Genomic DNA, 14,968 nt, shown 5'->3' on the forward strand with positions numbered 1-14,968 from the left:
GGGCATCGCTCAGCCTCCGTGCGCGGCGAGCGCGGGCGGCCACGGTTGCGACGCGTCGAGCCGCACGTAGCCTTCACCCGTCATGCCCCCCTTCAGGCGCGGCGCGAGACGACTCGCGACCTCGAGCGGCAGTTGCAGCTTCACGCGGTACATCAGTTTCGCGCGCTCGCCCTGCGTCTCGACGTACTTCGGCGTGAACTGCGCTTCGCCGGCGACATAGCCCACAGTGGCGGGAATCGGTTCGCCGGGAAAGGCGTCGAGGACGATGCGCGCCTCTTCGCCAATCGAGAGGCGGCCCGCCTGCTGGCCGGGCAGAAAAGTCGTGAAGTAGATGTCTTCGGGATTCAGCATCGAGACGACGCGCCCGCCCGCGGGCAGGACGGTCCCGACTTCCACGACGCGGTACTCCACGCGGCCCGCGAGCGGCGCGCGGATGATTGTTTCGTCTATTACGGCTTGCAGGCGCGCAATCTGTGCGTCGGCTTCCGCGATGGCGGCGCTTGCCTCGCCTTGCGCCGCTCGCGCGGCGTCCTGCGCCGCTTGCGCGCCGTCGAGCGCGTACTGGCGGCGCTCGCGCTCGACGCCAGAGACCTGTCCGGAGGCGAAGAGGTTCGACGCCTGGGTCCATTCGAGCCGTGCAAGACGTACCTGTGCGGTGCTCGCGTCGGCCTCATCGCTGGCACGCTGGCGGGTGGCGGTCGCTCGCTCGCGGGTGGCCCTGGCGGCGTCGAGCTGGGCGCGCAACTCGGCGTCATCCTCGCGCGCCACGATGGCACCCGCCGCGAGCAGGTCGCCCTCGTGCACCGGCAACGCGACGATACGCCCGCCGTACTTCACGGCGACATCGACGCGCGTCATCTCCAGCCGCCCGTTCGCGTGGGCGATATTTGCCGGCAATGCGCTTTCGCGGCTATGCCGCCAGGCGATGCCAGCAGAGAGCAGCACGGCGACGGCGAGCAGCGCGCTGACCCACACGAGTTTTCTTTTCATTTTCAACCTGTCGTTCACTTCATGGCCTCCGGTGTGTTCCTGCATCGCTTCGCCGGACGGGCGCTGGAAGCCGCATCACACACGTACGCGCGTGCCGGCCTTCCCGTTCGCCATGCCTTCGATCTGGTCCAGCGAGCCGATGACCGCTGTCCGCCCGGTCTGCGAAGCGAAAGCCGCTGCCGCGTGCACCTTCGGCCCCATCGAGCCCGCCGCGAACTGCAACGATTCGGCTTGCCTCACCGTCAGCTCGGAGAGAGCGCACGCGTGGGGGGTGTTCCAGTCGAGATAGACGGCGTCGACGTCGGTTGCGATCAGAAAGAGCGAGGCCTCGAGTTGCACGGCGAGCAGGGCGCTGCAGGCGTCCTTGTCGATGACCGCTTCGACGCCGTGCCACGTGTGCTGCGTTTGCTCGTAGACGACGGGAATGCCGCCCCCGCCCGCTGCGATCACGACGGATTCGTGCTCGAGGAGCCAGAGGATGGGCTCGATGCCCACGATGCGGCGCGGCTCCGGCGAAGCGACGACGCGCCGCCACCCGGCGCCATCAGGGGCGACCGACCAGCCGTTCGTGTGTGCGAGGCGCTGCGCATCGGCAGCGTCGTAGATAGGCCCGATCGGCTTGGTGGGCGTGCGCCACGCGGGATCGCTCGCGCTGACCTGCACCCGCGTGAGCAGCGTCGCCACGGGTCGGGTATCGGCCAGCGCGTTTGCCAGTTCCTGTTCGAGCAGATAGCCGATCATCCCTTCGGATTCGGCGTTCAGCACGTCGAGCGGCGTGATGCCTGCCACGCCGGCAAGCGCCGCCGCCTGGAGCGCGAGCAGCCCCACCTGCGGGCCGTTGCCATGCGCGACGATCAGTTCGTTGCCCGGCGCGAGCCGCGCCAGTTGCCGCGCGGCGCGGCGGATGTTCGCCAACTGGTTCTCCGTCGTGAGAGGCTCGCCGCGCCGTAACAGCGCGTTGCCGCCCAAAGCCGCTACGATGCGCATGCTTCGCTCCGGGTTGTGGGCTTCAGCCCAGCGTTGCGACGAGCACGGCCTTGATCGTGTGCATGCGGTTCTCGGCCTGCGTGAAGACGATGGAGGCATCCGATTCGAACACCTCGTCCGTTACCTCCAGCTCGGTCAGGCCGAACTTCTCGTGGATCGCGCGGCCGATGTCGGTTTCGAGATTGTGATACGACGGCAGGCAGTGCATGAAGCGCGTGCGCGGCTTGCCACTCGCGCGCATGAGCGCCGCGTTGACCTGGTACGGCTCCAGCAGCTTGATGCGCTCGCCCCATACGTCCATGGGCTCGCCCATCGACACCCACACGTCCGTGTAGACGAAATCCGCGCCTTTGACACCCGCTTGCGGATCTTCGGTCAGCCCGATCGAGGCGCCAGTGCGCTGCGCCAAGCGGCGCATGCGCGTAACGAGGTCGTCGTTCGGCCACAGCTCGCGCGGCGCGGCGATGCGCACGTCCATGCCCATCTGCGTGCCCGCGATCAACAGCGAATTGCCCATGTTGAAGCGCGCGTCGCCCACGTAGCAAAACGAAAGTGCGGAAAGCGGCTTCTCGCCGAATTCCTCCATCGTCAGCAGGTCAGCGAGCACCTGGGTGGGGTGAAACTCGTCGGTGAGCCCATTCCAGACCGGCACGTGCGATTCGCGCGCGAGCGCCTCGACAGCGGACTGGTGAAACCCGCGGTACTCGATGCCGTCGTACAGGCGCCCGAGCACGCGCGCGGTGTCGCGCAGCGACTCCTTGCGCCCGAGCTGCGAGCCCGACTGGTCGATATACGTGACGTGGCCACCCTGGTCGTGCACGGCTACTTCGAACGCGCAGCGCGTGCGCGTGGAGGTCTTCTCGAAGATCAGCGCGATGTTCTTGCCCGCGAGGCGCGGCATTTCGGTGCCCGCGTATTTCGCGCGCTTGAGCTCGACGGCGAGGTCGAGCAGAAAGCGGATATCGCGCGGGCTGAAATCTTCGGTGTCGAGCAGGCTGCGATTGCGCAGATTGAATCCCATGATGGCGTGCCTCGTATTCGATGTGGGCGATGTGGTTCAGAGCGGATCGCGCTCGAGCGGGCAGGTCATGCAATGCCCGCCGCCACGTCCGCGTCCCAGTTCGCCGCTGGGGATCGTGATGACTTCGATGCCCGCCTTGCGCAGCAGCGTGTTGGTGTAGACGTTGCGGTTGTAGGCCACGACCACGCCGGGCTCCAGCGCGATCACGTTGTTGCCGTCGTCCCATTGCTCGCGCTCGGCTTCCCATTGGTCGCCGCCCGTCGCGACGGTGCGCAGTTCGGCGAGACCGAGCGCTTCGGCTACCACGTGCACGAATGGCGCGGTTTCGGCGCGCACGTCGAGCGTGTCCTCGCGCTCGCCCGGACGCACGCTGAAGGTGCGGATCGAATCCACGACCTCGGGAAAGATCGTGACGAGATCGCGGTCGCAAAACGTAACCACCGTGTCGAGGTGCATCGCGCCGCGCGAGTGCGGCAGCTGGGCGGCGATCACGCGCTCGACCACGCCGCGCGCGAACAGCGCGCGGGCGAGCTGGGCGACGCCCTGCGGTGAAGTGCGCTCGCCCATGCCGACGAGTACGACGTTGCGCGAGACGGGCATGACATCGCCGCCCTCAAGCGTCGCGGCGCCGTGATCCTTGTCCGGATCGCCCCACCAGATCGGCGGACCGCCTTCAAATAGCGGGTGAAAGCGGTAGATGGCGGCAGTAAGCAGCGTCTCGTCGCGGCGCGCGGGCCAGTACATCGAGCCCAGTACGGCGCCTTCGTTGATCCAGCAACTGCTGTCGCGCGTGAACAGGGCGTTGGGCAGCGGCGAGAGCAGGAAATCGGCGGGCTGTGCACATTGCGCGGTCAGGCCTGACGGCCGGAACGGCAGCTCGGCGCGCACGATGCCGCCCACGAGCCGGTCCGCGAGTTCGCCGGGTTTCATCTCGTCGAGCCACGGCCACAACTGCGCGGCCAACTCCGCATCCACCCGGTTTGGCGCGAGACGGCGCTCCAGCAGCCACGCGCGGGCACTTGGCGCGCGCAGCACGTCGGTGAGCATGTCGTGTACGTCGTAGACCTCGACGCCGCGCTCCTGCATGGCGTTCACGAGCGTGTAGTGGTCCGCCTTGGCCTGCGCGACCCAGAGCACGTCATCGAACAACATTGCCTCGCAGTTGGCGGGCGTGAGGCGCGACTGGGCGAGCCCGGGCCGCGAGACGAGGACCTGGCGAAGCTTGCCCGCCTCAGAGTAGACGCCGAAACCCATGATGGCACCCGCGCTCAGAGGCCGAGACGGCCGGTTGCGAGCAGGCACGCCGCGAGCACGGCAAGGGCGACGATGGCAATCAATACGACGGCCTCATACGGCTTGAACCAGCGCGCGTGCTGTTCGCGCCGCGCCCAGCCGTACAGCAGGACGCCCGGCGCATAGAGCAGGGCGCTCAGCAGTAGGTACTTCGGGCCGGCCGCGTACAGGAGCCAGACGCAGTAGAGGGTGGCGAGCGCGCCGATCAGGGCGTCGCGCCGGCGTTGCGTGTCGTCGGGCGCGTAACCGTCGCCCGAGACCGCGATGCCGGTGGCATACACCGCGGAGAAGAGATACGGAATCAGGATCATCGAAGTCGCGAGCGAGATCAGCGCCTGATATGTGGCGTTCGAGACGAGCGTGACGATCAGAAAGAGTTGCACGAGACCGTTGGTGACCCACAGCGCGTTGGCGGGCACGCCATGCGCATTCTCACGCGCGAGCCACGCGGGCATCACCGAGTCCTGCGCGGGCGTGAAGAGTGTTTCGCCGGCGAGCAGGGTCCACGCGAGCAATGCGCCGCCCACTGAGACCAACAGACCGATGCTGATGAGGACGGTGCCCCACTTGCCGACCACATGTTCGAGCACGCCGGCCATCGAGGGGTTCTTCATGCCAGCAAGCTCGGGCTGCGAGACGATGCCGAATGAGAGCAGCGACACCATCATCAGCAGGAACAGCACGACGAAGAAGCCTGTCACCGTGGCGCGGCCGATATCCTCACGATGTTGGGCGCGCGCCGAGTACACGCTTGCGCCCTCGATGCCAATGAACACCCAGACCGTTATGAGCATTGTGCTCTTCACCTGGTCGAGCAGGCCGGGCAGCTTCGCGTTGCCCCAGAAATCGGCGCTGAAGCGGCCGGAGTGAAACGCGGCCGCGGCGATGACGATGAAGATCAAGAGCGGCACGACCTTGGCGAACGTCGTGACGGCGTTGAGCACAGCCGCCCCGCGCACGCCGCGCAGGATGAGCGCTTGCATGAGCCACAGCGCGATCGAGGCACCGCCGATCGCGGCGCGAGTATTGCCGTCGCCGAATGCCGGGAAGAAGTAGCCGAGCGTACCGAAGACAATCACCAGGTACCCAACATTGCCGATCCAGGCGCTGACCCAGTAGCCCCATGCGGAGTTGAAGCCCACGAATTCGCCGGCGCTGGCCCGTGCGTACGCATAGATGCCGTTGTCGAGCTCGGGCTTGCGCAGTGCGAGCGTTTGATAGACGAGCGCCAGCGCCAGCATGCCGATGCCGGTCACCAGCCAACCGAGCACGATGGCGCCAGCGCCGGCGCCCGACGCCATGTTCTGCGGCAGCGAAAAGATACCGCTGCCGATCATCGAGCCGATGACGAGGGCGCTCAACAGCCCAAGCCGCAGCTTGTGCGGCTCGGCTGAAATCTTCGGTTCGGCCTTCACCTGCTGCGGGGTGTCGTGGAAATGTCCTGCGGGTTGACTCATGACGAGCTCCTCGTAACGGAACGCCCGCTTATTACGCCACGGTATGGGGCCGCGCGTTTGATCTGGATCATCTCTGCCGGGGGGAGACGGACGTCACTGAGCGCGAGGCTGCGTGCTCTACGCGCAGATCCGCGTGTGATTGACGTGCGTCAATCGGATGACGCGCTTGCGCGCACAACGACTCCATTCGTGCGGAACCGTGGTGCGATGCGATTCTGAAGCCGAGCCCCGCCATGCAGAAACACCTGATCGTGGCCGCGCCGTTCAGTCGACGGCAGCTTCACCGTGAAGCCTGGCGGTAATCCGCGCTGTCCATGACGCACCCATTCACGACCTGTACCGATCGGGTTCAATCGCGTGTTCGCCACGCCCGATTCTTTTTTGCGGCTAACGATGCGTGCTCATTCGTGCCTGCGTTTTCCCTCGATGACGCACCCGGATTCTTCGGCAGTTGTCGGGCGATCCACACGATTGCGGCGAAAAAAGTGCCGCAGAGAAGGCTGTCGTGTGCGTAGCAGATTTCTGTTGGAGTTGGCCGACGGCGCGTGATCGGCGCTCAGGAGGACAAGAACATCGACGTCGCACTGGATCTGCTCAATATAGCCGGGCACGATCGTATATCCGCTATTCATTCTCAGTCTGCCAAGCCACAAGGGGAGCTTCTGCATGGAAACGCGGAGCAACATGTTTGATAGGAACGCCGCGAGCTATCTCGCCGGATCATAAAACGCCAACCGTATGGGTTGGCGTTTTGTCCAGGCTAGGGCTTCGAGGAAACTGGGGAAAAATTGGCAGGATCAGAAAAGGCGTCGCGCCGGCGGACGCACCGGCAAACGGACAGTGCTGACCGGGCAAACATGCCGTAAGCCAGCGCGGCCTGACGTAATCGACTGCTACGCGTGACAGGGTGATGTTCCTGCCCGTCGCTGGGTGCGGCAGCGGACTAGAGTGTGCCGACGCGCGCCTGTTTGCCCAACACTTCGTCGCATATGGCAAGCCATGCATGCGCGGCGTGTGACATGTAGCGATCCGGCGACCAGATATGCATGAGCGTCCAGTCGAGCGAGGGCTCCGTGACCCTCGCGAGGGCGAGATTGCTGGCATCGAGGCGCGCGAGAAACGGTTCGGGCAGGAAAGTCGTCCCGAGTCCCGCTCCCGCCATCGCCGCGAGAAAATCCCAGTGTCCACTTCTGGCCACAACGGTCGGCTCGATGCCGGCGTCGCGGAACGCAGCGTGAAGGCGACGAGTCAGCGCAAAACCGTCGTCGAGCAGGATCAGCGGCTGGTCCTTCAGCGCCGCGAGCCTGACGGTACGACGCCCCGCCCAGGGCGCCTCGCGTGGCCCTACGGCCCAGATCGTGTAGCGTGCAATCACCCGGCTCGCAAGCTTCTCCTGGGTGCTTCCGGGTAGCAGTACCGTCGCGCCGACTTCCAGTTCACCCGCGATGACCTTCTGCTCGAGCAACTGCCCACCGTGTTCCGCGAGCCGCAGTTCGAGTTTCGGGTAGCGTTGCTGAAAGGCTCTGACTGCGGCCGGGAAAAACAGATTGCCCATCGGTGGCATGCCAACGGTGAGCTGGCCGCGACCGAGCTGTGCGACGTCGGCGACCTCCAGTTGCAGTTCGCGGATCACGGACAGCGCCTGCAAGCCGCGTTCGTAAACGATGCGCCCCACGTCGGTGACCTGCACCTGTCTGCCGTCTCGGATCAGAAGCGGTTGGCCGACTTCGTCCTCGAGCTGCCGCACCATCTTGCTGATTGTCGACTGGGTGACAAAGACCGCGGCAGCAGCCTGGGTGAAGCTGCCCAGCTGAACGGTTTCCACAAAGTAGCGCAATGCGCGGATATCGATGGGCATGTCCGTGGACGCTGCATGAAAAAAACGACTGGACTACATGATATTAAATCACGTTATGCATCGATGATTCTTCACTAAACTTGATCACGTATCGAGTCGGATAGACGCCATTCATCGTACGGATCGCGCCGTATTGGCAGCCAGTCCTATATCAAGGGAGACAGAGGTGCTTGAGGAGCGGATTCGCCTGCCGCAGCTTCGCGACAGGATTGTGACGGCAGAGGAGGCCGTATCGCTGATTCTTGACGGCATGACCGTTGGCATGAGCGGCTTTGGTGCCGCGGGTGACTGCAAGGCGGTCCCTCTCGCGCTGGCTGCGCGTGCGCGCGAGCAGTCGTTACGGATTACGCTGATGACAGGCGCGTCGGTGGGGTACGAGGTCGATGGGGTCCTCGCCGAAGCGGGTGCCATCCGCCGGCGCATGCCTTTTCAGTCGGACAGGACCCTGCGTAACCAGATCAACGCCGGCGAGGCGACGTTCATCGATCTTCACCTGTCGGAAATGGCGGAGCAGCTGCGAGACGGATACCTTGGACCCGTCGACGTGGCCGTGATCGAAGCGGTGGCCGTGAGCGAAGCCGGGATAGTGCCGACGATGTCGGTCGGCAATTCGGCAGTATTCGCCGCGCTAGCAAGGAAGGTCATCGTCGAAATCAACCTGGAGATGCCGCTCGCGCTCGAAGGGCTGCACGACGTCTATTCGCCGCTGTCCCGACCCACCCGCGAGCCTATCCCTCTCACGAACGCTGCACAGCGGATCGGGCTTCCGTATATTCCTCTGGATCCTCAAAAGATTGCAGCGATCGTCGTCACGAGCAAGGGAGACAGCCCCAACAAGGTTCTTCCGCCAGATACCGATACCACGCAGATAGCCAGGCACCTGGGCAGCTTTCTCGCCCATGAGGTTCGCGCGGGCCGGCTTGGCCCCTCGTTGCAGCCCCTTCAGGCTGGCGTCGGCTCCATCGCAAATGCGGTGCTGCATGGCCTCGTCGATTCCGGATTTCGCGGCTTGCGCATGTATTCGGAGGTACTTCAGGACGGCGCAATCGAGCTGCTCGACACTGGGTGTGTCGATTTCGCATGTGCCTCCGCGATCATGCTATCGAGCGAATATCAGACTCGCTTTTTCAAGGGGCTGGACCGCTATCGGTCGCGCGTCCTGCTACGGCCACAGGAGATCAGCAATCATCCGGAAGTCATTCGCCGCCTGGGCGTCATTGCAGTGAACACGGCGCTCGAATGCGACATCTACGGCAACGTGAACTCCACGCATGTCGGCGGCACGCACATGATGAACGGCATCGGGGGCTCGGGCGACTTTGCGCGCAATGCTTACCTGTCGGTGTTCGTGACGAAGTCGCTGGCGAAGGATGGCGACATTTCGAGCATCGTACCGATGGTGTCGCACGTCGACCATATCGGGCAGGATGTCGACGTCATCGTCACCGAGCACGGGTTGGCCGACTTGCGCGGTCTCGCGCCTCGGGAACGCGCACTGCAGATCATTACGCACTGCGCGGACCCGTTGTATCGGGACGCGCTGCTCGACTATGTGTCAAAGGCGGTGGCGCGCGGCGGACAGACGCCCCATCTGATCGAAGAAGCGCTTGCATGGCACGGACACTATCGTGAGCACCACAGCATGCGGCCTGATCGAGCGCTGGCGTAACGACGCGGCCGACTTGATGTGTGGAACAAGGAGAACGACTGAAGGTCTGACGAATACGCATACAAAATATGCGCCTGTTTGTCCATGTCCCAGGCCGGTAGTTTCACCGCCGCAGCGCAGTCGTTCAACTCGACTACGGGCGCCATGTCTCGCGCGCTCTCGGAACTGGAGGCGCATCTGCGGGTACGGCTATTCAGCCGCTCGACTCGTCGATTCGCGCTTATGACTGCCGGAGAATGCTATCTGAAGCGGTGCAAGCTTCGCGAGCATCGGGCAGCATTACGTGCTAACGGCGAGCTCACAGTATCGCGCCTTGCATCCCGACGTGACGGTCGAATTCCCGCTCTCACAGTGCTTGCCCAGATCTGTTCGAGGTCGCCAGCGATGCATCGTTGGTGACCTCGACTTCACTGCCAGACTCTGACACACGTGGCTCACCAGGCACGCACGCCGATCTCGCACAGCATGACAGTCTGATCCTCAAGACGCCGACGTCGCCCGCGCACGAATGGACGCTCGAAGGACTGGAAGGCAACGCGGAAATGGACGTGAGTGGACCGGTGCAGGTGATTTGCGGAATCGCTCGCGGTGGCGAGTAAAGACGGCATGGGGATCGGCATGCTGCCCGTTTATGCGTCAATGGAAGGTCTGCGCAGTGGCGCGCTCATGCGCGTCCTGCCGCGGCACATCCTGCAGGAGGTCATCGTGTTTGCGCTATATTCGTCACGTAAGTTTGTCGATGCGAAGACGAAGACACGGGCGGGCTTTATGCGCGCGCATCTGCCACGAGTGACCACGCGCGACATGTCTCTGAAAAAATTTACGCTGGACCAACTTGCAGATACGGCGATCACAAGCGTGACGCGCTGCATGCGACGACATGAGATCCGCGCTGACGACAGTATGGCTGCAAATAATTCCTCCACCGCCCTTCGGTTTGCTCATCGTCCGCTCTCGGCGAATCCCCGAGCGCTTGGCGGGCGGCTCAGGAGGCGACGGCAGGATCGGTCAAGTTTCCGGATTTGAGTCTCAGCTGACATAGCGAAGCAACAAGCTTCGTCTGACCGGCCGTTTGCTGCGTTGCACTCATACCACACTGAATAATGCGACGAGCAGTTGCCGGACGATGGCTCGTGACTGATTACTGGGCTATCGGTTGATGCCGTCGTGACCTTCACAATCCTTGTTGATTCTGGAAATGGTTAATCCAGATTGGTCCATATAAGTTCAAAAAATGACGAACTATGCTCCCGCCTCGATTCAATCGTTCAACTGGCAGTTCGTCTTCTCTGCCGAAAAAGCTATCGATCCGGGAGGCCAATCCAATGAAAAAAGTCGTTATTCCCCACGCCATTGGCACACTTTTAGCCGTTGTAGCGTCATCGGCTTTCGCACAGAGTTCCGTCACACTTTATGGGCTTGTTGATACGGCAATCCGCTATCAGACGAACGCGGCAGCCGATGGGAAAGATCTGATCGGCATGACGGTCGGTCCGGAAACGCACAGCCGCTGGGGGTTGCGCGGCAGCGAAGACCTGGGCGGCGGCCTCTCGGCGATCTTCCGTCTTGAGAACGGCTTCGAACTTGGTGACGGGAAACTGCACGTACCGAATACGCTGTTTAGCCGGCAGGCGTACGTCGGTTTATCAAGTGCCCATTTCGGCGCTGTGACGTTCGGTAACCAGTACGCGCCTCTCTATGACACCATGGGCGATATCTTCGACCCGATGACAGTTGGCGACTATTGGCAAGACAGTTGGATGTACAACGGAATCGGAGACTACCTTACCGTTCCGAACTCTGTCAAATACAAGTTCTCGTCCAACGGACTGGCGATCGACGCAATCTATGGCTTTGGTAACCATGCCGGCGCGATGGGCCTCGACAGCACGTACGGCGTGGAACTGACGTATTCGCGCGGGCCGGCGTCGATCAACGCAGGGTTCCAGCAGACCTCCGTCTCGTCACTGAACGGCAGTTCGGTAAATGGCGCAAAGGTCAACTTCCTGCATGTGAGCAGCGCCTATCAGATCACCAAAAGCGTACGTCTGCTGGCCGGCTGGCTGCACGGTCAGGACAAGACCGGCACAACGGATCTCAACATGCAGCAAGCCGGTGCGCCGACGCTTCGGGGCAGCAGCCCGAACCGTATCGACGACACGCTTTACGTCGGTGGCAACTGGCAGGTGACCGATCCCTTGCTGATCACAGTGGCCGGCTACTACGGTCACACGCGTAATGCGGAACGACTCGACGGTACGCTCGGGTCGGGCATCAACTACTCGGCCACCGTGCTCGCCGAGTACTCGCTGTCGAAGCACACCGAGGTGTACGGCACCGCGGATTTCGCGCGAGGCAACGGTGCTTTTGCCGCCGACTATCCGGGCGTGACCAACCCTGCCACAGGCAATGTCGACAAGATCGGTCGAACCAACAACGTCGGTGTAGCGATTGGCATGCGCCAGATGTTCTAGTTGCGGCAGGGGACGCCTCGCGCCCGGCTCGCAACAGCGCTGCAAAACGTCGCTTGAGTCGCAGCCGGGTCGCAGCGTCGCAGTTCATGGAGGGATGAACGTCGGCGAGACACGCGCCCGATGCGCCACGGCAGGTTCGCCGACAAGGCGCGCCTCCACGCCCCTCAATTCCTGTGGATGGTGCTGGACGACCTGCAGGGCGAAACTGGTTGTCATCGACGCCGCGACTTGCCGCTAAGCCAGTCCGGCAAGCCGCGATGATCTCGATTGAGCCAGATCAACGTAACACGGAAATTGGTCGCTACCCTGAAGGTAAGCCCATGACGAGTCTAGGCGCAACCATGCATCGAGTGTATTTCCTTCTCCCGGGCGCCGAGGCGGCGCGCTCCCTTGTTGACGCTATCGAGCAGCACGGGATCAAGCGACGCAATATTCGCGTCGTTGCGAATCAGCGCATCGAAATGGATGCGTTGCCCGAAGCATCACTGGTCGAGGGGAGTGAGTTGAAGGCAATCACTTCACGCGGCATGGCTGCAGGCGTAATTGTCGGAACAATTGCGGGACTCGCCACAATGTTGCTCTCACCCGAAGGCATAACAATTGCGGGCAGCGCAGTGTTTGCCTTGACGCTGGTGGGAATGGTTTTTGGAGAGTGGCTCTCGACCACGTTGGGTATCGACGAGAGCTGCGAGCGTTACAGGCAGTTTGTCGAAGCGGTCCGACGCGGAAACGTCCTTGTGATCGTAGAGACACATTCACCAGAGCACATTGAATTAATTGAACGTGTCGTGGGAGACAAACATCCCTATGCACTGTTCGAGTCAGGCAGCGACACGGTTGCCCTAGTTCATTGAACGCGCTGGTTCTGCCTGTGCGCTCCGCGTCCTTCTTATATCACCATGCAGAGATCACTACAAGATAACGCGTGAATAATGTCTCTTCTGGATTCCCTCCTAATGCAATGGCGATTCTGGACGTTAGTGATACCTGTGATCTTCGCATCCCGCACCGCGTTGAACGGGCGCGAGCGCACGCATCAGAGTTCAAACACTTGCTCCAACTACTGTCACTATGACCAAAAATGCCAGCATTCGCACCCGCCTCGCGTTGGCGATGGGCTTCCTTGCAGCACTGTTAGTTATCGGCGGACTCATGGGAGTCATGGGTGTTCTGATGAGCAACGGCGATGTAAAGCAGCTGTATGCCAGCCGTCTGGCCTCTTCAGAGGCTTTGGGTCAGTCGAATGTAGCGCTGTCCAGGGCGCGTCTTTGGCTGTATCGCATCGCGCTCGATCCAGCCAGTCCGGAAGTTGAACAGGAGACCCAGACGGCCCATGATTTGCTTGGTACCTCGAAGAAGGCATGGGACGCCTACCGTGAGCTGCCTTTTTCGGGTCCGGAAGAGGCACAGCGCGCGACGGACGTCAACAGCAAATACGACGCACTCGTCGCAAACGGGCTTGACCTCATGTTCAGCGCGATTGCAACCCACGACGCCACGAAGATTCCCGAAGTATGGAAGAACCTTCCGCCTTCACTGTTTATTGACGTGTCCGACGGCATGGACGCGCTCGGCGCGATCCAGATCACGACCGCACGTGCGATGTTTGACACCGCACAATCACGATTTCACTGGTTTGTTGGAGTAGCGATCATCGGTATCGCGATTGCCCTGGCTGCGGCTGTTTTCGCATGGTGGTCGCTGCAACGGGCAATCGGCTTGCCCCTTGCAAGGGCACTGGACCACTTCAAGGCGATTGCAGAGGGAGACCTGACGACGGAAGTGGAAGTTCATTCGGGCGATGAGATGGGGCAGTTGATGTCGGGCCTGGATGTGATGCAAAGCAAGCTCGTTCGGACAATCGGTGCGGTGCGAGAAGGATCACGGTCGATCACAACCGCCATTCAGGAGATTTCGGCCGGCAATCTGGATCTGTCGCAACGTACGGAGGAGCAGGCAGCGTCGCTTGAGCAAACGGCCGCGTCGATGAACGAACTGACTTCGACCGTGCGCCAGAATGCTGATAATGCGAAGCAGGCGAACGAGGTGGTGAGGAATACAGCGGAACTCACGGAACGGGGTAATCAGGCGACGCAGGAAGTCGTGCAAACGATGCGAGGCCTCTCCGACTCATCGGGAAAGATCGCTGAAATCATTGGCGCCATTGAAGGCATCGCTTTTCAGACCAATATCCTGTCACTGAACGCAGCCGTCGAGGCAGCCCGGGCAGGCGAGCAGGGGCGAGGCTTTGCTGTGGTCGCCAGCGAAGTGCGCTCGCTTGCGCAGCGCAGTGCAACAGCGTCCAGGGAAATCAAGGATCTCATCACCGACTCGCTACAACGCGTTGAAGCGGGCGCGAGGCAAGCCGATAGCGCGATCGGCACAATGGAGGCAATACTGGATTCAGTCAGGAGAGCCAGCGCCTTGATGAACGAGATCACCACCGCGTCGGAAGCACAATCGAAGGATATCGAACAAGTCAATCAAGCCGTGTCGGAGATGGATCATGTGACTCAGCAAAATGCTGCGCTGGTGGAGCAGGCATCAGCTGCCGCCCTGTCGCTGAAGGAGCAGGCGGGGAAGTTGGAGAACGTGGTGTCGATATTTCTCGTTGTCAAGGATTGAGGAAGGTCAGGCGAGTCGCTACCCTCTACGATCGCAAGACACCCCTGCCGGCGGCTGACCTGCTTAACGGTCGCGTCGTTCCGTTCTCCGACAGTTTCGGCACCCCGTTGCTGCGCGTGCTAATCGATTGCGGCGCGGAATACTGCGAATAGTCATCAGCATTCCATGGCCTTTACCTTGACCATCGAACCCGCAGCCGCATGCCGGGACGCGTTGCGTGCCTCTATCGATATCGTACACGGGGTGTCGATGGGTCCCGACATTGCGCCAGCTCCGGCTGCAATCGCAACCACTCATCCGACCGGGGCGATCGCTACGAGTCGGCCGGGAAAACCGCCGCCTTCTATGCTTTTCCGGTTCGGTAGTCGGGTCCTTCCGTGTGCGCGGATTGCAGATGGCATATCGGGATGCGTCCCGCCGAATCTTTCAGCGTGAAAGTTGTGACCCGGCGGCGGGTGAGATAGCAATCAGAACGTGCTCCCGATTCCCAGCGCAGCGCACGCAGCATCTGTGGCTGGCCGCACGCCTTCGTTGACGCTTCATCCGGTCGCTGTCTGCCCAAAAAAATCGCGAAGCCGAAACTGACTCGAGAGA

Annotated in this window: 10 protein-coding genes and 2 pseudogenes; 6 read left to right on the forward strand and 6 right to left on the reverse strand. The window is 62.2% G+C overall.

Annotated features, from left to right (window positions below; all coding sequences use genetic code 11):
• Window positions 1-9: 9 nt before the first annotated feature.
• From U5A58_RS25980 to U5A58_RS26005, 6 genes are all read right to left on the reverse strand, one after another.
• Window positions 10-990 (reverse strand): HlyD family secretion protein, encoded by a 981-nt coding sequence (locus tag U5A58_RS25980; protein WP_321915720.1) that lies wholly within the window; start codon window positions 988-990, stop codon window positions 10-12.
• A 75-nt stretch (window positions 991-1,065) separates the two neighbouring features.
• Window positions 1,066-1,977, reverse strand: coding sequence for a carbamate kinase (gene arcC / locus U5A58_RS25985; RefSeq protein WP_321915719.1), 912 nt, complete (start codon window positions 1,975-1,977; stop codon window positions 1,066-1,068).
• A 22-nt stretch (window positions 1,978-1,999) separates the two neighbouring features.
• Window positions 2,000-2,998 carry an ornithine carbamoyltransferase gene (gene argF / locus U5A58_RS25990; protein ID WP_321915718.1) on the reverse strand — a complete coding sequence of 333 codons (999 nt, stop codon included), beginning with the start codon at window positions 2,996-2,998 and terminating at the stop codon, window positions 2,000-2,002.
• A gap of 36 nt (window positions 2,999-3,034) precedes the next feature.
• Entirely contained in the window at window positions 3,035-4,252 is a 1,218-nt protein-coding gene (locus tag U5A58_RS25995; RefSeq protein WP_321915717.1) for an arginine deiminase, read from the reverse strand.
• A 14-nt stretch (window positions 4,253-4,266) separates the two neighbouring features.
• On the reverse strand, window positions 4,267-5,748 hold the full coding sequence (gene arcD, locus U5A58_RS26000) for an arginine-ornithine antiporter (protein WP_321915716.1): 1,482 nt from the start codon (window positions 5,746-5,748) through the stop codon (window positions 4,267-4,269).
• 943 nt (window positions 5,749-6,691) lie between these two features.
• Window positions 6,692-7,606, reverse strand: coding sequence for a LysR family transcriptional regulator (locus U5A58_RS26005; RefSeq protein WP_321915715.1), 915 nt, complete (start codon window positions 7,604-7,606; stop codon window positions 6,692-6,694).
• A 166-nt stretch (window positions 7,607-7,772) separates the two neighbouring features.
• On the opposite strand from U5A58_RS26005, the gene U5A58_RS26010 reads away from it, so the two are divergent.
• The 6 genes and pseudogenes from U5A58_RS26010 to U5A58_RS26035 form a co-directional block, all read left to right on the forward strand.
• On the forward strand, window positions 7,773-9,275 hold the full coding sequence (locus U5A58_RS26010) for a succinate CoA transferase (RefSeq protein ID WP_321915714.1): 1,503 nt from the start codon (window positions 7,773-7,775) through the stop codon (window positions 9,273-9,275).
• 68 nt (window positions 9,276-9,343) lie between these two features.
• Window positions 9,344-10,088, forward strand: a pseudogene (locus tag U5A58_RS26015) (LysR family transcriptional regulator); the annotation flags it as partial.
• Between the two features lie 512 nt (window positions 10,089-10,600).
• On the forward strand, window positions 10,601-11,749 hold the full coding sequence (locus U5A58_RS26020) for a porin (RefSeq protein ID WP_321915713.1): 1,149 nt from the start codon (window positions 10,601-10,603) through the stop codon (window positions 11,747-11,749).
• A gap of 257 nt (window positions 11,750-12,006) precedes the next feature.
• Window positions 12,007-12,603, forward strand: a complete 597-nt coding sequence (locus U5A58_RS26025) for a DUF1269 domain-containing protein (RefSeq protein ID WP_321915712.1) — start codon at window positions 12,007-12,009, stop codon at window positions 12,601-12,603.
• Between the two features lie 217 nt (window positions 12,604-12,820).
• Window positions 12,821-14,374, forward strand: a complete 1,554-nt coding sequence (locus tag U5A58_RS26030) for a methyl-accepting chemotaxis protein (protein ID WP_321915711.1) — start codon at window positions 12,821-12,823, stop codon at window positions 14,372-14,374.
• Between the two features lie 17 nt (window positions 14,375-14,391).
• Window positions 14,392-14,520 (forward strand): annotated as a pseudogene (locus U5A58_RS26035) (IS481 family transposase); the annotation flags it as partial.
• Window positions 14,521-14,968 lie beyond the last annotated feature (448 nt).

This window comes from Paraburkholderia sp. J7 (assembly GCF_905220155.1).
Lineage (GTDB): Bacteria > Pseudomonadota > Gammaproteobacteria > Burkholderiales > Burkholderiaceae > Paraburkholderia.